This is a genomic window from Paenibacillus sp. Cedars (assembly GCF_003184205.1).
Taxonomy (GTDB): Bacteria; Bacillota; Bacilli; order Paenibacillales; family Paenibacillaceae; genus Paenibacillus_AQ; species Paenibacillus_AQ glucanolyticus.
In genome coordinates, this window is record NZ_CP020866.1 from 6248023 (window position 1) to 6267789 (window position 19767).

Consider the following 19767-nt stretch of genomic DNA (forward strand, 5'->3'; position numbering starts at 1 on the left):
CCTCGGCTTCTTTAGGCATTATCCTCAAACTTAAGGCTCCTTGTCTCCATTATTACCACAGAGGGATGATTAGAAACGAAGCCCGAGCTGTGAATGGCGACTTAATCTACCCTTCTCCTGAATTTGCATGAATTTCTGAATACTCGTAATAATTTGGAACATTTGTGCAGAACCTAGAGAAACGACATGATCATCGGAATTCTATGAAAAACGAGGGGAATTATCATGAGCAGCGAGACACATAAGACACATCTAAATGCCTCACACGCTAAACAATGGCTGCAGAAGCAGCTCCATAAGGTCGGGGATATCGAGGAGCGGGAGCTTAAGAATCAGGAGGATCACGCGTTATTGCTTTATTTCAAGAGCATGTGCGATCCCGTTGTGGTGAATGAGGACCTGATTAACCGGTTTTATGAATTGAACTCTCTGAAGATTTACGAAGAATTCATTCGATCCTTCCCTTCAACGATTGAGCCAGCAGAGGAATCGGAGCTCATGCGCAATATGCTTCGGGGCTGCGTCGTGGTATTCATTCAGGATCGGGTGCTCCTGTTTGATGCCGTGTTGATCAATGCAGGCGATATTCAGCCTGCCAGCACGGAGAATGTCATTCAAGGGCCGGATGACTCCTTTACCGAGAATATTGAAGTGAATTTGAATTTAATACGCCATCGTTACCAAACGGCCAATCTGAAATCGGAGTTTATGACGGTAGGGAAAATATCCCAGACCCGGATTATCATCCTCTATGATGTGACCAAAGCCGATGAGTCGGTTTTGGAGGAATTAAGGAAGCGTCTTTCCGAACTCAAATCAGATATTGTCCAGTCTGCATCCGAGATTGAGCGGCATACGATGCACCCTCAGCTAAGACTGTTCCCAACGTTAATGTTGACCGAGCGGCCGGACCGGACGGTCATGAATATTTCCCAGGGAAAAGTAGCCGTCCTTGTTGACTCGACGGGGTACGCAATTCTGCTTCCGGCGATCTTCAACGATTTCTTTACAGCCATGGATGACAAAATCCAGCTGCCCCCTATCGGATGGTTCCTCAAGGGAATCCGGTACATCGCATTGTTTGTGACGGTCCTCATGCCGAGCCTGTATGTGGCTTTTACCTCCTACAATCCCGAAATACTCAAAATGCAGATTACACTGCTCATTGCGGGCAGCCGGGCCACCGTCCCGTATCCCTCCTTCTTCGAAGTAATCTTTATGCTTCTGGCGATGGAGTTTCTGACGGAGGCAAGTGTCCGGCTGCCGAAGGCGATAGGCCAGACCGCCTGCGTGGTCGGTGGACTCATACTGGGTACAGCGGCTACAGAAGCAGGGCTCGTCAGCAATATCATGATTATTTTGGTGGCTGCAGTGGCGGTTACGAACTTTGTTATTCCGATCAACATGATGAGTTCCGGCATCCGCGTGACCAAGTACATATTCATTCTCCTGGCTACCTTTTTCGGGCTGGTAGGCATTGTGCTGGGTGTCGTTGCAACGATTATGTACTTAACCAGCCTGCGGTCGTTCGGCAAGCCTTATCTGAAGATGTTTGCGGTGGAGTGGAGCAATAAGGGGGATCAGCAGAGTGGTTAGAAATAAATATTTTTATTACCTCTTCCTGCTCAATGCGACCATCAACCTGATTAACTATGTGCCCAGGATCCTGATTCAGGACCGATTTGACGGTGCCTTGATATCCATTCTGATAGCGATCCCTATCGGATCCTTGCTGCTATATACTTTCACCAAGCTAATCCAGAAATTTCCTGGCGAAGGACTGCCGGAAATTTTCAATTCCGTGATGCCTGCATGGATATCCGGCGTGCTTCTGGTTCTGTACGGATTAGGGTGGTATTTCTCCAGCGTCATTACGCTGGTCAGTTTTGTGGATATTACCAACCGGTATGTAAGCCCGGATGTGTCGCCCATTATCGTGCTGATTGGGTTTCTGGTTGTCGTGGCACTTAGTGCAAGGCTGGATTCGGAGTCGATCCTGTATGCCCTGGAAATGATCCTTTATATGACCGTTCCGATCATTATGTATATGGCTTGGCGTGTTTTTAGTAATCCCTACTACAGCTGGGATGCGGTCAGGCAGATCATTACGCATCTGTGGGACATACCCAATTACCGGACGGTTGCAGCCGCGACCTACATTTATACCGGATATATCAATATGGTGGTTTTCAATCGGATCTTCCACAAGTTCAGGGTAAAGCATATCTGGTCCATCGTCATCGTAAGTATTCTAACGCTGGCGGTATCCATTTTTGCGCCGATCGGACTGCTTGGAGCAGCGGGAGCAGGGGAGCATGTGTATCCTGCTTTCTCCACCGTAGACTCGCTTCGCATCCGCTACTTCATCATTGAACGGATGATTTACGTGTTCTATGTGGTCTATATGTGCCTTTCCCTCGTCAATTCCATTGTCCACTGGCATGTGGGCAAGGAATTGATTCTGGGCGGATTTCGGCTGAAGTCCGATAAACCGGAGTCCATTCGTAAGAAGCGGAAGGTGGAATGGTGGGTGCTTGCTGCTTTTTGCGTGATCATCCTTGCATCCTCAATGGCCATCAATCAATACTCTTTGAATGATATGGCCATTGTCTTCCTCGATGTTCGGTTTGCGGGAGAATTCCTGTTAATTGCCCTGTTATTCTACGCCGTGTGGAGAAGGAGGAGGAAGCGGGCATGAACATGCTGAAACGTCGGCTGGTCTGGGTGTTGTGCTGCTCGATGCTTACACTTACACTCTCGGGATGTGAGTTTCGGGATATCGACCTTCGCCTCTTTGTGGTATCCATCGGTGTTGACGTGTCGGAGAAAAGTCCCGATCTGTATAACTTCAGCTTCAAGATTTCGATCCCTTCGGGTGACCCGAAAACCGGCGAGGAGAAGTCGCTTCTCATTACCGAGGAGTCCGACAGCATCGCAGAGGCGATTCGTCAAGTCAAATCCAAAGTGGACAAAGAGCTCGATTTTGGACATTGCAAAGGCGTAATGTACGGTGAAGCCTATGCCCGCCGGGATATTAGCAAAATTGAGGACTGGACGGTCCGCCGGAGGGACATGCAGCTTCTGATGTATCCGGCGGTTGCGATCCCGACGGCGGAGGAGGTGCTCAGGGCAGAGCCGCCAACCGAACGGATTGCCGGTAACGCTATTTTTCTGGCGCTGAGCGAGGATGGCACGGAGTCCCCTTTTATTACGAGGACCTATTCCTTTGATCTTGCCCGCCGAATGACCGAGGTAGGGGAGGATCCTGTCATGCCTGTCGTTGAGGTAGGCGAGAAGAATGTTTTGAATATCAATAAGGTTGCCCTGATGGATAAGTCCAAGGTTAAGGTAATTCTCACGAAGGATGAGACCCGTCTGTTCAACCTGCTCGATCTTCGGAATCTAAGCACCAACTTTGGCACCCGCGTTGACGGGGAATTGATTGAGGTCAACACGGACAGGACGCGGGCAAGCTATAAGATCGTAACCAGCCCGAAGGGGCAAGAAGCGATCCATTTTCGGGTTCGCATTCAAGCCACGCTGGAGGAGAAGGAGGATATCAAGCTATTGACACCGGAAGAAGTAAAAAAAATCGAGGGGATATACAATAAGGAGCTCTCTAAAGCGATAACCGATGTGCTGGAAAAAATCCGAAAAACAGGCCGGGATCCACTTGGCTTCGGTCTTCGGTACGGGGGTACGCATTGGAATAATAAAACCGAAATGGAGGAATGGGCGGCGATCTATCCTCATATCAAGTTTAATGTTTCCGTAAAATTAAGAATCAAATCTACCGGTTATAAGCAGTAGACAGGGTTACTCTATCCATCGTACAGGAAGATGTTACAATAATGGGGAAGCATCTATCTTGTATAAGGAGGTTTCACATATGGAATTTAGAAGATTGGGCGGAAGCGGGCTGAAGGTCAGCGATATCAGTCTCGGGAGCTGGCTGACGTACGGAGGATATGTGGAACGGGAGAATGCAGTCAAGTCGATTCAGACGGCGTATGGGCTCGGCGTCAACTTTTTTGATACGGCAAATGTGTATGCCCAAGGGGCAGCCGAGGTGGTTGTAGGTGAAACCTTGAGGGCATTCCCAAGGGAATCCTATGTGCTGGCAACAAAAGTATTCGGCAAGATGGGGGACGGACCGAATGATCAGGGGCTTTCCCGCAAACATATTAAGGAGCAATGTGATGCGAGTCTGAAACGGCTCGGAACCGATTATGTCGATATTTATTATTGCCACCGATACCATGAAGAGACACCGCTTGAAGAAACGCTGCGCGCGCTGGATGACCTCGTTCGGCAAGGCAAGGTGCTCTATGTAGGAGTCAGTATGTGGACAGCTGCCCAAATGGAGGCGGCATTGGCTGTTGCGGACCGATATCTGCTGGACCGCATCGTGGTGAATCAGCCGCTGTATAATATGTTTGAGCGTAAGATTGAGGAGGAGGTCATTCCGCTTGGCGAGAAGAAAGGGATTGGCCAGGTGGTCTATTCTCCCCTTGCGCAGGGACTGTTGACGGGCAAGTATGCCTCGAGGGAAGAAGTGCCGGATAACAGCCGTGCATCCAAGATCGGAGCGGATCGAATCAAAATGAGTGAAGACCGCCTCCAAAAGGTGCAGGCGCTCGGGCGCATAGCTGACGAGCTGGGCATCACCGTCGGCCAATTGGCCCTGGCCTGGATTTTGCGTCAGGACAACGTATCCAGTGCGCTTGTCGGCGCAAGCCGCCCGGAGCAGGTCGAAGAGAACGTGAAGGCTTCCGGCATCAAGCTGTCGCCGGATACGCTGTCTGTCATCGAAGAGGTATTGAAGGCGGATCAAGGCTAAGAGAGGACCAGGTCATTGATTTCTACGGCGGAGCATACGCGGTTGCGCCCGCTGTTCTTGGCGCGGTAAAGCTCATGGTCCGCTTGCTGGAGCAGCTCCTTGGCATCCTTCGACCGGACCGTATCCGGATGAACGGCGGCTCCGATCGACACGGTGATCCGCAGCCTGGTCCCGTCTTCAAGGACGAATACATGGCGTTCTACTGCGGCCCGGATCCGTTCGGCAATCGCAGCCGTTTCGTCGATGGTTGCTTCCGGAACGAGCACCGAGAATTCTTCCCCGCCGTTGCGGGACACTTCGTCAAAAGAACGGGAATGCTCCCTCAGCACTTTGCTGAGCTGCTGCAAAACGACATCTCCGGCCGCGTGGCCGTAGGTGTCGTTTATTTTTTTGAAATGGTCGATGTCCACGACCAGAACGCCCAGCCGTTCGCTGAAATGCTGGGCTTCGAGAAAGCGCTCGGACAACAGCTGCTCAAACTGGCGCAAATTGTGCAGGCTGGTCAGATGATCGGTCTCCGCGTTTTTTTTCATTTGCAGAAACAATTTATTGGAGGTATGGATATACTCGGTCAGCATGTAGATGACAACGGTGGCAAGCACCGATATAATCAGATGCTGCGTAAAGACGGCAAACACTTTTTGGTGGTTCTGAATATTCATCCACATAATAAACAGGAGCACCAGCATGCTGGATACACTCATGATCATCATTTTGGTCAACCGGTCCCAACGCGTGCGAGACAGGGTTCCGCAGATCATGCCGATCAGCAGCATGCCGGCACCCGCAATGGCAGAGGAAGCGGACATGCCGAACAGGATCATCCGTCCGAGTGCAATCAGAACGCCTGCTATCAACGACGGAAGCCAGCCCAAGTAGCTGGCAATCACCACGATAGCCAAATGCCGCAAATCGGCAAAAAACCTGGGATCAATCGGAAAAGAATAGTACATCAGAATGATCCCGTAGATGCCAAAGAGCAATCCGGCATTGATCTTCACGGTAGTGGAGGGAGTCACAACGCCGGCCACATATTTTTTGGACAGCAGTCCGGATAAATATAAAAAGGTTACGAATATACAAAAGTTGGTGAACAGGATATTAGTCATGAGAAGGGATTCATTCCTTTCACGTGCTTGCACCAGCAGTGCAAGGCGATGAGGACATTCATCCCTATTTTATCGGAAAATGGAATTGTATGTCGAATATTAATTGTTTTATTTGTTAATTTCAGGAGCCTGTAGCGGCAGTCGGACTTCGAACATTGTAAGTTCCGTGCTGCTGGTTACCTGAATCGTGCCGTGATGGGCGTCGACGATGGTTTTCACGATGGCTAAACCCAGTCCTGAGCCGCCGGTTTGATCCGTGCGCGATTCGTCGGCCCGGTAGAATCGCTCGAACAGGTGGGGGATGGCATGCTGAGGGATCGGAGGGCCATAATTGATCACCTGCACGATAGCAACCTTCGGTTCCCGGGATACTTTCAAATCCACCCTTCCGGCATCCCGCCCATGCCGCACTGCATTGGACAGCAGGTTCTCGAAGGTACGCATCAGTTTATCCCCGTCCGAGGAGATCATGATTTTCTCCGTAGCGGGCGTGAATACCACCTGCACCTTCTCATGCTGTCCCGTTAATGAAAAATCCACGGCCAATTGCCCGAGCAGCTCCACCAAGTTAATATCGACCCGATTGATCGGAGAATAGCCCATGCGGGTGTATTCAAACAAATCGCTGACGAGACCGCCCAGACGCAGCGATTTATCGTAGGCGATATCGGTGTAATAACGGAGTTCGACTTCATCCTTGTAACGATCCTCTTTCACCAGTCGCAAGTACCCGATGATGGAAGTGAGCGGGGTGCGCAGATCATGGGAGACGTTGCTGATGAGCTCGTTCTTGGACTGTACCGCCATGCGTTCTTCTGCCAGTGATAGTTTGAGCTGCTTGGCCATTTGATTGATTTGCTTGGCCATTTGGCCCAGCTCGTCATTCGATCTGATGAGGATTTCCTGGTCCAGTTCTCCCTTTGCCAACCGTTTCGTTCCCTCCATTAGCTGGTTAATTTGACGAATGGTCCCTTGACTAAGGAGCAGTACAATGCAGATAAACAGTACAATGCCAACCATCGTTGCAACAATCGGAAACCCGAAGAAATTCTCCAGGAGACGATCCACACTAAAGAGAGCGGCTACCATTGGTTCCCGCCAATAATCCCGCCCGATCAATCGTATGATCTGCTGAGCGATAAACAACATGATCAGGGTGAGGCCTCCGCTGACCAAGAACAGCATGATGATTTTCCACTGCAGCTTACGCATGGATTTTGTACCCGACGCCCCATACGGTTTGGATCAGCTTGTAACCGAGCTCCTTCTCAAGCTTGTCCCGCAGGTTGCTGATGTGAACCATGACCGTGTTGTTGGATACGTAGTATTTCTCCTTCCAGACCTGCTGAAATATATCCTCGGCGCTGAAGATTCTTCCTGGTTGACGGGCCAGCAAGTACAGGATCTCAAATTCCCTTGCCGTCAGGGATACCGATCTGCCATTGGCGGTGACTTCATGTGTGGTCCGGTTGATATCGAGTCCGTCAATCTGGATGCGGTCGGTGTGTCCCTGCTGAAGCTCAGTATTGTACTGCGTGGAACGCCGCAGCAGTGTTTTGACACGTGTGGTCAGTTCCAGCGGATTGAAGGGTTTAATCATATAGTCATCGGCGCCCGTCATCAGCCCCAGGATCTTATCCATATCCTCGCTCTTGGCGCTCAGCATCAGGATAGGGATGGATGAGGTTTCCCGAATCCTGCGGCAGGTGTCGATTCCGTTCAGCCTGGGCATCATGACATCCAGGATGACGAGGTCCACCGTGCCTTCGTTCGTTGCCATGGCCAGCAGCGCTTCTTCCCCGTCATGGGCCTGAATAACGCGGTATCCTTCATTCTCCAGATAGATGGAGATCAGCCCGGATATTTCTTTATCATCGTCTACAATCAATACACTTCTCATCGGTATCCTCCATTAAATCACCCATTAAAGTCTAAACTTTCCTAATAAACAGTGTACCCTAAAATAAGCCCGCACAGCTTAGATTTCACTCCGATGCGTCTTTAGGTTGGATATGAGTCAAGGGCCATTTAATTAAAAAGGAGGGATAGGAGATTCGAAAACATGCCTTGACGCTCGAAGCCGTAATTCATCAGCTTCCGGGTTTCCGTGAACCGCTGATCCGTGCTCTCGGTTCCCATCACGACAGAGATCAACCGATTCCCTCCCCGCGCTGCGGTACCGGTAAAACAATAGCCGGCTGAGCTCGTATAACCGGTCTTGAAGCCGTCATTGCCCACATAGCCGTGCGCTTCGCCTGGCAGCATAAGATTGGTGGTATGCAGGGTAAGGTCCTTCTGCGGCAGCGGAAAATCCCGTTGGCTGGTGACTTCAAGCAGATCAGGGTGTTTATTCATGATCCAGCGGGCCAGCATGGCCGAGTCTCTGGCGGTCATGATGGTCTCTCCTTCGGTGGCCGCTTCCGCAAACGAAGCCAGATCGGCAGCAGGCAGCCCCGAAGCATTGGCAAATACGGTACGGTCGGAAAGACCGATTTCCTTCGCCCGGGCATTCATTTCCTTCACAAACTGTGTCTCCGACCCTTTTAGATGTTCGGCAATGGCCACCGCGGCATCATTGGCTGAATGAATAATGAGCGCCTGGAACAATTGTGTCAGGGTGTAAGACTCCCCTTCGACCATGCCAATACCCGAACCCGGCACTCCTGCAGCGTAACGACTGATGGATACCTCCTCGTCCCAAGCATGCTGTCCGGAACGGACAGCATCAAGCACCAGCAGCTCGGTCATCATTTTGGACATGCTTGCAGGGGGAAGTGGAAGATCGGCATGCTGGGCATAGAGCACCCGGCCCGTCTCGGCATGAATCAGGATGGCTGAGCTGGCTTTAATGGAAGGGGGAATAATTACCCTTGTTATGTACACCGCCATAAGAATAACGACAAACAACAGAAGCAGCAGACTGAGACGGGCGCGTCCATTGCGGCGTTTTGCCCGGTTGCTCTGCCGTCTGTTTGTTTCCTGCCGGGGTGGTTCGGATGTGGATGAAGGTTTATAGGGATGCTTGGCAACGGATTCCATGGCTGTATATCGACTCCTTTAACTGGCTGTTATTTGCATTAACATCTATGTTTCTAGTCTATCCATACAAGCTAAAGGAATTTTTAACGGAATCTAAAGAAATCTTAAAGATTACCAGCGGCATTTTCAGCGGCGGATATTGACCTTGAAATAAATAAGATTTATACTTGATCTAAAAATAAATTAAAAGGGTGAATACCTTGAGATCTTTAAATCTGACGACACAACGCCAAGCAGTATACGATGTCCTTCGGGAATCGCATGATCATCCGACAGCTGCGGATATCATGAACCGACTGGTGGAGAAAGGATATAATCTTGCATACGGGACCGTTTATAATTCCCTGCGTTATCTGACGGATAAACAGCTGATCCGAGAGTTGAAGCTTGGGGAGAGCGCAAGCCGATACGATGCCCGTACAGACGAACACCAGCACATTATTTGTGAAGTATGCGGAAAAGTCGACGAAGTCATGACGGAGGTGCCGGAGGATTGGGCGGCTACCGTGGCTGGCGAAACCAGCTATGTGATCCATCATGCTCACGTCGTATTCGGGGGGGTGTGTCCAGAATGCCAAATCAAACGGAAGAAATGATGGAGCCGGGAACGGTCTATCCGTTTCCGGAATGGAAATCCGGCAATCTGTTTGTTCGTCCGACGGCCGCTATGGCGATTGGCGATGCTTGTCCTACAACGCTGCGGGCCGCGTTATTGAGCCGTTCTCCAGGGCGGGTTCATGAAATGTTCATTACGCTGACGGACAACTGCTTTGAGGTGATGATGTTCCGAAAATGGGAACCGCGCCTGCAATCGGCTCTGAATACAGGACTGATCATTGCCGATATGACGGGCTGCCGGAATATGGCGGCATTCAACAAGGAGAAGGAGCTTCTGCTTCCCGAACGATCCTCCATTCCGATTCTGTACCTCGTGGGCGAGGAGCTGATGAGCAATGCAGGCTCAAGCCTGCTCGATGAAGAGCTTATGGTATGGCCTGCCCGCTCCAAGGATACGATGATGTATCAGGTACAGCGGACGATTCGATTGTTCTCACCCGCTGCGGGTTTGCCTGGAGAAGAGGAAGCTGTACGCGGTTTGGTGTACAAGGACTTATCGATTGATCGGGATAAAATGACCATTCACCGCGGAAGCACCCCCATTCACTTGACCAAGACAGAGTATCATTTGCTGATGCTGATGCTGGACAGCGAAGGGGCCGTCTGCACGCGTGAGGATCTGATGTGCAAGATTTGGGATACGGACTTTATGGGCGGCAGCAATGTGGTGGATGTCCATATCAAAAGCTTGCGTAAAAAGCTGAGCGACAATGCGGGAGCCCCGCGCTATATTGCAACAGTTAGAGGAGTGGGATACCGCCTGGCGGATTAATCCCCTCTTTTTTTTGCGTGCCTTCACGGTCTTTTCCAGCGTTCATCTGAACTTCATATAAGGATCATATAACACTCATGCGACAATCATGATCTGCTGGATTCTCCGATGATACAATCATCTCATAAATTTAGATTCAGTCTAAAATCAATTATAGAGATGATGGAGGTTCATACATGGACAGATTAACAACCAACCAAGGGGCTCCTGTAGGAGATAACCAAAATTCGAAAACGGCTGGCCGCCGCGGACCGACGCTGCTTGAGGATTATCATCTGATCGAAAAAATCGCCCATTTCGACCGTGAACGGATTCCGGAGCGTGTCGTTCACGCTCGCGGTGCAGGGGCGCACGGCGTGTTTGTGGTCGAGAATGATATGAAGGCTTATACCAGAGCTGCATTCCTGCAGGAAATTGGTCAGGAAACACCTGTCCTTGTGCGTTTCTCAACGGTTATCCATGGAACAGGATCACCGGAGACCGCTCGTGATCCACGCGGTTTTGCCGTGAAGTTCTACACGGAAGAAGGAAACTACGACATTGTGGGCAATCACCTCCCGGTCTTCTTTATCCGGGACGCCATTAAATTCCCGGATATGGTGCATTCCCTGAAACCTTCGCCCGAGAGCAATATTCAAGAGGCCGGCCGCTACTGGGATTTCATGACGCTGTCACCGGAATCCACGCATATGATGACTTGGCTGTTCTCGGATCATGGTACACCGGCAAATTATCGCGAGCTTGACGGCTTTGGTGTGCATTCCTTCAAGTGGGTCAATGGTGAAGGCAAAGTAACGTACATCAAATATAAGTGGGAATCCGTGCAAGGGGTAAGAACGCTGGATGTGGATCAAGCGGGTGAGGTGCAGGGCAAGGACTTCAATCATGCCACCCGTGATCTGCGCGAACATATCGAAAATGGTGATTTTCCGAAGTGGCGCCTGCAGGTGCAGCTGATGTCCCCCGATGAGATGGACGATTTGTCCTTTGATGCGCTGGATCCTACCAAGACCTGGCCGGAGGATCGCTTCCCATTCATCACCGTAGGTACGATGACACTAAACCGCAACCCGCAGAACTACTTTGCCGAGGTAGAGCAGGCCGCTTTCTCTCCAAGCGCTTTGGTGCCGGGTATTGAGCCATCCGAGGATAAATTGCTGCAAGGCCGCTTGTTCTCTTACCCGGATACGCAGCGTCATCGACTGGGACCGAATTATTTGCAGCTTCCGATCAACTGCCCGTACGCACCTGTGCGTAATCATCAGCGCGACGGCTTCATGAACGTGAAGCAGGATCCGTCACCGGTCAATTATGAGCCGAACAGTTATACAACGGGTCCTGTGGAAGACCCGTCGGTCCGCGAGAGCGAAGCTCCATTGACGGGGAGCGTTGTTCGTCAGCGCATCGAGAAAACGGATGATTTCACGCAAGCCGGTGAATTGTACCGTTCGTTTACGCAGCAGCAGAAGGACCATTTACTTCGCAATCTGATTGACGACCTGAGCCAGGTCAAATCCGATATCCAGCTGCGAGCCGTATGCAACTTCTACCGTGCAGACGCCGAATATGGCGCGAAACTCGCGGCAGGACTCGGCGTGGACCTGAGCGGATTTATCCCGGGCAGTCAGCAGAAGTAAGGCAAGAACAACCGATAGGAGCCTCCATCTTGTTCCCGCTGTGCAGGGTGGAGGCCTTTATATAAACGGTGATCCGAGATCACCAGCCAAGAGGGGTACCCGTGTTACAATGGGTACCCCTCTATTTGAATCCATTCCAATTTACGTTCTGAATGAACACGTACAGGATGATGGCCGGCTTCATACACCGGCTGCATTCTATGACATGGGTCTTGGGTTCCTTTCGTTATGGTCGCAGGTTTAGTAAAGGGAGATTTGGAAGAATAAGACCAAAGTGGCTTTATCTATAGGGTCAGGGCCTTTATACTGGAGTCAATACTAGATACTATAAGCTGTACTAAATTAACGGATGCACAGGCAAGAATTTAAGAGAGCGAGGCATATAAGATGGCACAGCATATGAAGGATCGGATCGTAGCCTTGGCCGGCCCGCGTAAAGCGGCAGACATGGCCAAGCTGGTGGAGAAGATGGGAGGAACCGCACTGCTTCGTCCGGCGCAGGGAACTGTGTTTTTGGATGATGAAGTGCTGCGCAGCTCTATCGGGGCTTGGCTCAAGGCGCCTGCGCCGTGGGCGATCTTTACGACAGGAATCGGCCTGGAGGCCATTTATGATATGGCAGAACAGATGGGCCTTATGGATACATTGAATGAAACGATGCAGCACACCTTCATTGCGGCAAGAGGGTACAAAACCGCAAATGCGCTTAAAAAACGCGGTCTCGCGCCCGTTGTCAGAGATGATGACGGCAGTACGGCCGGTCTCATCCGGTCACTCGAGCCGCATGATTTCACAGGCAAGCGTGTCATTCTGCAGCTTCATGGCGAGTCGGCGCCCAAGCTGGTGGAGTGGCTCGAAGGCCGCGGCGCGGCGGTTGAGCAGATTCTGCCGTATCAGCATATTCCACCGCTTGAGGAAGACATTTCGCAGCTTGTCGATGAAATCATCGGTGGCAAGGTCCATGCCGTTGCTTTTACCAGTGCACCCCAGTTTCGTTTTTTAGCTGATTATGCCCGTGCCCATGGCAAGCTGGAGGCGGTGCTGGAGGCATTCCGCGGACCTGTCCTGGCAGCGGCTGTAGGGAAGGTTACAGCCCAGGGGCTGCGTGAGGAAGGCATTGAACGCATGGTGGTTCCGGAGGAGGAGCGGATGGGCAGCATGATGGTGACGCTTGGCCGCTACTTTGCTCAAAATCAAGAATAATGTCATGATATAGAATGGGAGCTGGCAAGATTAGCTTCCATTCCGGCTTCTGATGCATGTTTTCGGAGGATCATGTGAAATATGGAGTAGTAATAGGAGGATGACCAATGGATAAGAAAAAAGCATTGCTGCTCGGCAGCTATACCCACCCGAAGTTTCATCCGCTGCAAGGCATCGATAAACAAATGACGCATCTGCTGAATGATATGTTCACCGTGCAGTGCACGGAAAATCATAAAATGCTTCATGAGAGCAATCTGTACCCTTATGAGTTATGCATCGCCTACAGCGATTTGTGGGACGAGCGCGTCTCCCCCCGGCAGACCGCCGGCTTGCTGTCCTATGTAAGCGGAGGCGGTGGATTGCTTGTCATTCATAACGGGGTGACGCTGGCTAACCGGTATGAGCTGGCCCAGCTGATCGGCGCCCGGTTTGACGGACACCCGCCAATGGAGAAGCTGTATTTTGTCCCCGGGGAGACCGAACACGATATTACGGAAGGCATGGAGCCTTTTGTGCTGGATGAGGAGCCTTACCGCTTCATATTTGATCCCTTCACCGAGAAAACGGTGCTGCTGCATTATGAATTCGAAGGGAAGCAGTGGCCTGCTGCCTGGTGTCATACGTATGGCATCGGACGCGTGGTATTCCTGATGCCGGGTCACCATGAGCCGTCCTTTCTCCAGCCACAGCTGCGGCTCATGATCACGCAGGCAGCGAAGTGGGCTGCACGTGTTCCAGGTTAAATGATTTCGTGAGGATATCGGTGGGAGGGACGCGCGTGAGCGGGAAGATTTTAATTGTAGAGGATGAAGTGAAAATATCCCGCTTGCTTGAAATCGAGCTGGAGAGTGAAGGTTATCAAGTGACCAAGGCGGATAACGGACTGGATGCGCTGGAGGCTTACCGCAGTCAGGACGTGGATTTGATATTGCTGGACGTCATGCTGCCGGGGATGAGCGGGATCGAGCTGCTTCGCCGGATTCGTGCGCATGATACGTACACGGCCGTGCTGCTGCTGACTGCCAAGAGCTCTGTTGAGGATAAAGTGTCAGGGCTTGATCTTGGAGCCAACGATTATATTACGAAGCCGTTTCAGATCGAAGAGCTGCTGGCGCGGATTCGTGCGGCATTGCGGCTTCAGGGGGCCCAGCATTCGGCAGAGCAGTCAGACGGGGAGTGGCTTACGGCTGCGGACCTGAAATTGAATGAAGGCACGCGTGAAGTCATTCGCGATGAACGAAGAATGGATCTGACGCCGCGCGAATTCGACCTGCTCGTATACTTGCTGAAGAACAAACGGCAGGTGCTGAATCGCGAGCAGATTCTTGCCGCCGTATGGGGATATGATTACTACGGCGATACCAACGTCGTTGATGTATACATACGCTATGTCCGCAAAAAAATCGATCAGGACGGCAAGCCGGAGCTGATTCACACCGTTCGCGGTGTCGGCTATGTGCTGAAAGATACCCCATGAAGCTGAGCAGCAAAATCCACCTCTATTCGTCGGTGCTGATGGCTGTCATCCTGATTGTCATGAATTTATGCATCTATTATGTGTTCAGCAAAATGTCGCTGGACAGCCAGCTGAAACAGGCGGAGGTTGAGGCGTCCAGCATAGCCCGGGGCATGGCACATTCAGCCGCTGCCATTCCCGTCGGTGATTTGCTGCGAAGCTATGTACCAGCTGACGGGAAGATTCAATTCGTCCCGGCGGACAGCAAGGTCAAATCTCCGTTTGTGACCTCCTCCGGCGAGGAGATGGAAGGGCTCAAGCTGCCGTATAACACCAATAAGCAGGTAAAGCAGATTTCGTATGAAGGCATGCGTTACGTGATGGTTTCCATGCCGGTGATTTGGAGTGACGGGGCTGTTTACAACATCCAAATTTCCCGCAGCTTGGCCGCAACGATGGAGACGCTGCAGGCACTCCGAATCGTACTGGTGGCTGTAACCGCCATAGGGCTTGTCCCGATCGTGGTTTCTACGCGGGTGCTGGGGAGATTGATCATGCAGCCGATCACCGGCTTGACCCATACGATGCAGGATATTCGTCAAAGCGGCCGCTTCCGGCGAATCGAGCTGAAGGAGAAATCCAAGGACGAGCTGGTTGAGATGGGCGCTGCGTTTAACGACATGATTACGCTGCTGGAGAGCAATCACGCCAAGCAGGAGCAATTTGTATCCAACGCTTCCCATGAGCTGAAGACACCTCTGACCATTATTGAGAGTTACGCAAGCTTGTTGAAGCGTCGTGGAATGGATCGGCCCGAATTGTTCATGGAGTCGGTCGAAGCGATTCACTCTGAGGCCATTCGAATGAAGGAAATGACGGAGCAGCTGCTGCTGCTTGCCCGCAATCAGGAGCAGTGGCAAGTTGAGATGGAGCAGGTGGATCTTGTTGCATTGTCGGAGTCCTCGGCGCGTGCTTTTCGCGATGCCTACAATCGCACGGTGGAGATTAAAGCCGATGGTGAGGTTCTCGGCTGGACAGACAGCCGCAGGCTGAAGCAGCTCTTATTCATTCTGCTGGATAATGCGCGTAAATACAGTGACGAGCATATGATCATCGAGATTGGAAACCAATCATCCGAGGCCTATATCCGGGTTATCGACCGCGGAATCGGAATAACCAAAGACGAGCTGGAGCATGTGTTTGACCGCTTCTACCGGGTGGACGAGGCCCGCGGCCGCCGCGGCGGAGGGGCGGGGCTCGGCTTGTCCCTAGCGAAGGATATCGCAGCAGCCATCTCTGCCGTTGTGGAGCTGGACAGCCTGCCTGGCGTGGGCACAACAGCCACGATTCGCATGAGGGCCTCCCAATAGAAGAAAAGCACCCTTTTCTCATCAAATTCTAACCAAACTGCGCTATACTGACGGAAAAGACGAATGTGTCCGAGGTGATTAGATGCGTAAAAAAGTCAGTTTGCTGCTGGGTGTCGTTCTCGTTGTGGCTGTTATGATCATTGTGAATGCGGTCTGGAGTCCGTTCAGCCGTTCGACGGAGGCCATGTCACAGGCTGAAGCCGTTCGTGGGGTATTGGAGCAATACCAGGGCGGTGAAATTATAAAAGCATCCCTGGAAGGTGAGATGTACCGGATGGAGCTTCAATCGAACACCGGAAAGTACGAGCTGACAGTGGATGCCCGTAACGGGGACATCGTGTCCATCAAACCACTGGACCAAGCGGAAGTGAAGCCGAAGCCGGAGCCGGAGCCGGTTGACCCCGTGCAGCCACCGGATCATGATAACCCCCCCAAGCCGGGAGAGAACGGTGGGGAGGGAACAACAGGCGGCGAAAGCGGAAACGGTACAGGGATCAACAACCCCGAGCCGCCTAAAACGATGATTACCAAAGAACAGGCGACCAAACTCTCCTTAGGGAAGGTAGCGGGAACGGTTGAAGACGTGGAGTATCGCGAGAGCAAGAGCAGCCGTTACTATCTGGTGGAGATTGAGCGGGAAGATGGACGGGAAGCAACCATTCAAGTCCATGCGATTACAGGCGAAATTATGACGATTACATGGGACGACGATGATGACGATGAATAATGAGAGGGTATTTCACATTTTATCATCGTTTTCTAATCTTTCTCTCGGAGTGCTCTCATTTTGAACGTTTATATTAGGTTTGTAGAGATAACCAAGAGAGTATAGAGGAGGCGTAAGATATGAAAAAAGGAACATTGTGGGCAGGTGCGCTGTCCGTGGCAATCGCGGCAAGTGGAGTATACGGTTATAACGCTGTGCAGGCGGCAGGATCAGAAAAGGCCCCGGCAGCGAAAACCCAGGCGGCAGCGAAGCAGCAGCTGATCGGTATGGAGAAGGCAGAGCAGTTGGCACTGGCCGCTGCCAGCGGTAAAGTGGAGAGCATTGATATCGATCGCAAAAAAGGCAAGCTGGTCTATGATGTGGAGATCCAGCAGAAAAACCGGGATGTGGATGTATGGATTGATGCCTACACAGGCAAATCCCTCGGTGTTCGGGTAGACCAGGACGATGATGATAATGACCGCGACAACATTCCCGCCAATCTGATTGGTGCCGGCAAGGCTTCTGCTATTGCAGTCCAACATGTTAAGGGCGGGACTGCTGTGGAAGTGGATTTGGACCAAGATGATGGAAAATGGGTGTATGACGTTGAAGTCAAGACAGCCAAAGGGTCGTCTGAGGTAGAAGTTCATGCCGTCAGCGGCAAAGTGATCAAGGCAGAGAATGAGAAGCATGACGACCACCATGACCGGGATCATGATGATGATCGTGACGATAACGATAACGATCGTGATGACGACTAAGCCGTTTTTCATCCTCACGGAATAGATGCATAAACGAACAGGCGGGGGTATGGTTTCCCCCGCCTGTTCGCTTTTTTCATGATGGCACCTGAATGGTCGTTCTGTTCATCTGAAACCAAGATGCCCTCATATTTAGAGTGAAATCAGGGGAAATTGATAAGGAAGCTTCTCTATACTTATGAAGGCAAGTCCAAGGATAGATGTTTTTGCCAGCATTACAGGTTATAATGGAACCAGACAACGACCGGGAGGGATATACCTTGAGTGATCTTTTTAAAAAAGCAATCTCGTTAGGATTGGGCCTTACCGTAGTCAGCAAGGAAAAAGTAGAGAAAGTCGTGGATGATTTGGTTAAACGCGGGGAGCTTGCTCCTGCGGAGTCCAAGGCACTTGTGAACCGTCTCGTGGAACGCGGCGAAGAAGAGCAGTCGCAGATCAAGACGTATATTTATGAACAGGTGCAGCGTGTATTGTCCGAGCTGGACGTACCTAAAGAGAGTGATGTCGCCAGCCTGGAACAGCGCATTGCCGCTCTGGAGAAGAAGGTCGTAGAACTGGAAGGATCGCAGCAGGAATAGATGGCGGTCCGAATCCGACATGCCGGACGTTACCGGGAAATCGCCATGGCGCTCATGCGTCATGGCTTTGGCTATATGGTGGAGGAGATGGGACTGTTTCATGTCCTGTCGCTGCCGGTCCGCTGGAGTTCCAGGGAGCAGCCGGAGACCATCACCTTAGGGGAACGCATCCGGCGGGTGCTTGAGGATCTTGGGCCGGCATTTGTGAAGCTTGGCCAACTGGCGAGTACAAGATCCGACCTGCTGCCAGACCATATTATCCAGGAATTGGTCAAGCTGCAGGAGCGGGTTCCTCCTTTTTCTTCTGCCAGCGCGCGGGAGCTGATTGAGCAAGAATGGGGAATGCCGATTGACGACGTATTGAGTGAGTTTGAAGAGAAGCCGCTGGCTGCTGCCTCGATTGGGCAGGTTCATGCCGGGAGGCTGAAGTCTGGAGAATGGGTAGCGATCAAAGTTCAGCGGCCGGGCGTAGCCCGAATGATCGGCCGTGACTTGGAGATATTACGGGATTTAATCTCGATTGCCGAGCGTCACTGGGAATGGGTCAAGCTGTACCGGGTGGACCGGATTGTTGACGAATTTGCCAGAGCCATGATGGCAGAGCTGGATTACAGCCATGAGGCCCGAAATGCAGAGAAGGTTGCATCGCAGATGACGGAGCATGAATTTATCCGCATTCCGCGGATTTATTGGGAGTACACGTCATCCAAGGTGCTGATGATGGAGTATGCGGAGGGTCTTACGTTAAGCCGGCGGCAGGAGATTGTAGCCAAGGGACATGATCTGAAGGCTATCGCGGAGCATCTGATTGACGGCATGCTGCAGCAGATTTTTCTTGAAGGGTTCTTTCATGCGGACCCTCATCCCGGGAATCTGCTCGTCCGAGAGGACGGGAAGCTGGTTTTTCTGGATTTCGGGCTGGTCGGACAGCTCAGTGAGAGTATGAGGGATCATCTGTCCGGACTCATTATTGCGCTGATGCGGCGGAACTCGGAAGGGATGATCCGGGCAATTTCCAGAATGGGTTTGATCCCGGAGGATTGTGATATGGACTCCCTGCGGTCCGATATGGACCGGCTGCGGGGAGAATATTATGATGTTCCATTCTCCCAAGTGCGTATCGGCAAGGCGCTGACGGATTTGTTTGCCGTAGCTCAGCGCCATCAGATTATGCTGCCTCCGGATCTGACACTTCTGGGCAAATCATTGCTGACGCTTGAAGGGGTCATCGAGATGCTGGATCCGAATCTCAGCATTATCGATATGGCGGAGCCTTTTGGACGAAAGCTATTGAAGAAGCGGTATAATACCCGCCGAATCGGCAGGAAGGTGCTGGATGGGGTAGCGGGTCTTGCGGAGAGTTTGCTTGATCTGCCTGGACAGGCCAGACAGCTGTCGGCTCTGATCAGCAAAGGGAAGCTGCGGGTGGAGATCAGCGTTCCGGAGCTGCAAGCGCTGATGCGCAAGCTGGATCAGATCAGTAACCGGCTGTCTTTCAGCATTGTACTTCTCGCTTTCAGCATTATTATGGTTGGCTTGATTATCGGTTCGTCACTCAGTCGGGAGCCGATGATGCTGTGGAGCTTCCCGGTAATCGAAGTCGGATTCATTGTAGCCCTGCTCATGGTCGCATGGCTGCTGTATGCGATATTCAAATCCGGGAGGTTCTAGC

19 protein-coding genes are annotated in these 19767 nt (G+C 51.7%); 15 read left to right on the forward strand and 4 right to left on the reverse strand.

Features of this window, described 5'->3' with window-relative positions; genetic code table 11:
- Window positions 1–225 precede the first annotated feature (225 nt).
- The 4 genes from B9D94_RS30040 (at window position 226) to B9D94_RS30055 (ending at window position 4840) form a co-directional block, all read left to right on the forward strand.
- Window positions 226–1596, forward strand: a complete 1371-nt coding sequence (locus B9D94_RS30040) for a spore germination protein (RefSeq protein ID WP_006207016.1) — start codon at window positions 226–228, stop codon at window positions 1594–1596.
- On the forward strand, window positions 1589–2698 hold the full coding sequence (locus B9D94_RS30045) for a GerAB/ArcD/ProY family transporter (RefSeq protein ID WP_148248635.1): 1110 nt from the start codon (window positions 1589–1591) through the stop codon (window positions 2696–2698). The genes B9D94_RS30040 and B9D94_RS30045 overlap by 8 nt, the downstream gene beginning before the upstream one ends.
- Window positions 2695–3810 (forward strand): Ger(x)C family spore germination protein, encoded by a 1116-nt coding sequence (locus tag B9D94_RS30050; RefSeq protein WP_063478048.1) that lies wholly within the window; start codon window positions 2695–2697, stop codon window positions 3808–3810. The genes B9D94_RS30045 and B9D94_RS30050 overlap by 4 nt, the downstream gene beginning before the upstream one ends.
- A gap of 79 nt (window positions 3811–3889) precedes the next feature.
- Window positions 3890–4840: an aldo/keto reductase family protein gene (locus tag B9D94_RS30055; protein WP_006207013.1), complete on the forward strand. Its 951-nt coding sequence runs from the start codon at window positions 3890–3892 to the stop codon at window positions 4838–4840.
- Here B9D94_RS30055 and B9D94_RS30060 read toward each other — a convergent pair.
- The 4 genes from B9D94_RS30060 to B9D94_RS30075 all read right to left on the reverse strand — a co-directional run bounded on the left by B9D94_RS30060 (window position 4837) and on the right by B9D94_RS30075 (window position 8988).
- On the reverse strand, window positions 4837–5949 hold the full coding sequence (locus tag B9D94_RS30060) for a GGDEF domain-containing protein (protein WP_006207012.1): 1113 nt from the start codon (window positions 5947–5949) through the stop codon (window positions 4837–4839). The genes B9D94_RS30055 and B9D94_RS30060 overlap by 4 nt on opposite strands.
- Before the next feature lie 108 nt (window positions 5950–6057).
- A complete protein-coding gene (locus B9D94_RS30065) occupies window positions 6058–7161 on the reverse strand; it encodes a sensor histidine kinase (RefSeq protein WP_063478047.1) in 1104 nt (367 codons plus the stop codon).
- Window positions 7154–7849: a response regulator transcription factor gene (locus B9D94_RS30070; RefSeq protein WP_006207010.1), complete on the reverse strand. Its 696-nt coding sequence runs from the start codon at window positions 7847–7849 to the stop codon at window positions 7154–7156. Before B9D94_RS30070 ends, B9D94_RS30065 begins: the two co-directional genes overlap by 8 nt.
- Window positions 7850–7977: 128 nt before the next feature.
- Window positions 7978–8988 (reverse strand): D-alanyl-D-alanine carboxypeptidase family protein, encoded by a 1011-nt coding sequence (locus tag B9D94_RS30075; protein ID WP_006207009.1) that lies wholly within the window; start codon window positions 8986–8988, stop codon window positions 7978–7980.
- Window positions 8989–9188: 200 nt separating this feature from the next.
- On the opposite strand from B9D94_RS30075, the gene B9D94_RS30080 reads away from it, so the two are divergent.
- The 11 genes from B9D94_RS30080 to B9D94_RS30130 all read left to right on the forward strand — a co-directional run bounded on the left by B9D94_RS30080 (window position 9189) and on the right by B9D94_RS30130 (window position 19766).
- On the forward strand, window positions 9189–9584 hold the full coding sequence (locus tag B9D94_RS30080; RefSeq protein WP_036640081.1) for a Fur family transcriptional regulator: 396 nt from the start codon (window positions 9189–9191) through the stop codon (window positions 9582–9584).
- The gene (locus B9D94_RS30085; protein ID WP_006207006.1) at window positions 9560–10378 is read left to right on the forward strand and encodes a winged helix-turn-helix domain-containing protein; all 819 of its coding nucleotides are present in this window, start codon (window positions 9560–9562) and stop codon (window positions 10376–10378) included. Before B9D94_RS30080 ends, B9D94_RS30085 begins: the two co-directional genes overlap by 25 nt.
- 176 nt (window positions 10379–10554) lie before the next feature.
- Complete coding sequence (locus tag B9D94_RS30090) at window positions 10555–12015, forward strand: catalase (RefSeq protein ID WP_006207005.1); 1461 nt, start codon at window positions 10555–10557, stop codon at window positions 12013–12015.
- A 387-nt stretch (window positions 12016–12402) separates the two neighbouring features.
- Window positions 12403–13218: a uroporphyrinogen-III synthase gene (locus B9D94_RS30095; protein ID WP_063478041.1), complete on the forward strand. Its 816-nt coding sequence runs from the start codon at window positions 12403–12405 to the stop codon at window positions 13216–13218.
- Between the two features lie 107 nt (window positions 13219–13325).
- Window positions 13326–13964, forward strand: a complete 639-nt coding sequence (locus B9D94_RS30100; RefSeq protein ID WP_006207003.1) for a ThuA domain-containing protein — start codon at window positions 13326–13328, stop codon at window positions 13962–13964.
- Window positions 13965–13999: 35 nt separating this feature from the next.
- Entirely contained in the window at window positions 14000–14698 is a 699-nt protein-coding gene (locus B9D94_RS30105) for a response regulator transcription factor (RefSeq protein WP_063478040.1), read from the forward strand.
- Complete coding sequence (locus B9D94_RS30110; RefSeq protein ID WP_148248636.1) at window positions 14695–16047, forward strand: sensor histidine kinase; 1353 nt, start codon at window positions 14695–14697, stop codon at window positions 16045–16047. Before B9D94_RS30105 ends, B9D94_RS30110 begins: the two co-directional genes overlap by 4 nt.
- An 82-nt stretch (window positions 16048–16129) precedes the next feature.
- Complete coding sequence (locus B9D94_RS30115; protein ID WP_148248637.1) at window positions 16130–16774, forward strand: PepSY domain-containing protein; 645 nt, start codon at window positions 16130–16132, stop codon at window positions 16772–16774.
- A gap of 119 nt (window positions 16775–16893) precedes the next feature.
- The gene (locus B9D94_RS30120; RefSeq protein WP_148248638.1) at window positions 16894–17517 is read left to right on the forward strand and encodes a PepSY domain-containing protein; all 624 of its coding nucleotides are present in this window, start codon (window positions 16894–16896) and stop codon (window positions 17515–17517) included.
- Window positions 17518–17777: 260 nt separating this feature from the next.
- Window positions 17778–18095, forward strand: coding sequence for a phasin family protein (locus B9D94_RS30125; protein WP_006207000.1), 318 nt, complete (start codon window positions 17778–17780; stop codon window positions 18093–18095).
- A complete protein-coding gene (locus B9D94_RS30130; RefSeq protein WP_006206999.1) occupies window positions 18096–19766 on the forward strand; it encodes an ABC1 kinase family protein in 1671 nt (556 codons plus the stop codon). It begins immediately after the preceding gene.
- The last annotated feature ends 1 nt before the right edge of the window (window position 19767 follow it).

What these genes read in the sequence shown, in the direction of transcription:
- B9D94_RS30060 (WP_006207012.1), bottom strand. Translation starts at nt 5,949, where the DNA reads ATGACTAATATCCTGTTCACCAACTTTTGTATATTCGTAACCTTTTTA.
- B9D94_RS30095 (WP_063478041.1), top strand. Translation starts at nt 12,403, where the DNA reads ATGGCACAGCATATGAAGGATCGGATCGTAGCCTTGGCCGGCCCGCGT.
- B9D94_RS30120 (WP_148248638.1), top strand. Translation starts at nt 16,894, where the DNA reads ATGAAAAAAGGAACATTGTGGGCAGGTGCGCTGTCCGTGGCAATCGCG.
- B9D94_RS30040 (WP_006207016.1), top strand. Translation starts at nt 226, where the DNA reads ATGAGCAGCGAGACACATAAGACACATCTAAATGCCTCACACGCTAAA.
- B9D94_RS30130 (WP_006206999.1), top strand. Translation starts at nt 18,096, where the DNA reads ATGGCGGTCCGAATCCGACATGCCGGACGTTACCGGGAAATCGCCATG.
- B9D94_RS30065 (WP_063478047.1), bottom strand. Translation starts at nt 7,161, where the DNA reads ATGCGTAAGCTGCAGTGGAAAATCATCATGCTGTTCTTGGTCAGCGGA.
- B9D94_RS30115 (WP_148248637.1), top strand. Translation starts at nt 16,130, where the DNA reads ATGCGTAAAAAAGTCAGTTTGCTGCTGGGTGTCGTTCTCGTTGTGGCT.
- B9D94_RS30100 (WP_006207003.1), top strand. Translation starts at nt 13,326, where the DNA reads ATGGATAAGAAAAAAGCATTGCTGCTCGGCAGCTATACCCACCCGAAG.
- B9D94_RS30050 (WP_063478048.1), top strand. Translation starts at nt 2,695, where the DNA reads ATGAACATGCTGAAACGTCGGCTGGTCTGGGTGTTGTGCTGCTCGATG.
- B9D94_RS30090 (WP_006207005.1), top strand. Translation starts at nt 10,555, where the DNA reads ATGGACAGATTAACAACCAACCAAGGGGCTCCTGTAGGAGATAACCAA.
- B9D94_RS30110 (WP_148248636.1), top strand. Translation starts at nt 14,695, where the DNA reads ATGAAGCTGAGCAGCAAAATCCACCTCTATTCGTCGGTGCTGATGGCT.
- B9D94_RS30070 (WP_006207010.1), bottom strand. Translation starts at nt 7,849, where the DNA reads ATGAGAAGTGTATTGATTGTAGACGATGATAAAGAAATATCCGGGCTG.
- B9D94_RS30085 (WP_006207006.1), top strand. Translation starts at nt 9,560, where the DNA reads ATGCCAAATCAAACGGAAGAAATGATGGAGCCGGGAACGGTCTATCCG.
- B9D94_RS30055 (WP_006207013.1), top strand. Translation starts at nt 3,890, where the DNA reads ATGGAATTTAGAAGATTGGGCGGAAGCGGGCTGAAGGTCAGCGATATC.
- B9D94_RS30075 (WP_006207009.1), bottom strand. Translation starts at nt 8,988, where the DNA reads ATGGAATCCGTTGCCAAGCATCCCTATAAACCTTCATCCACATCCGAA.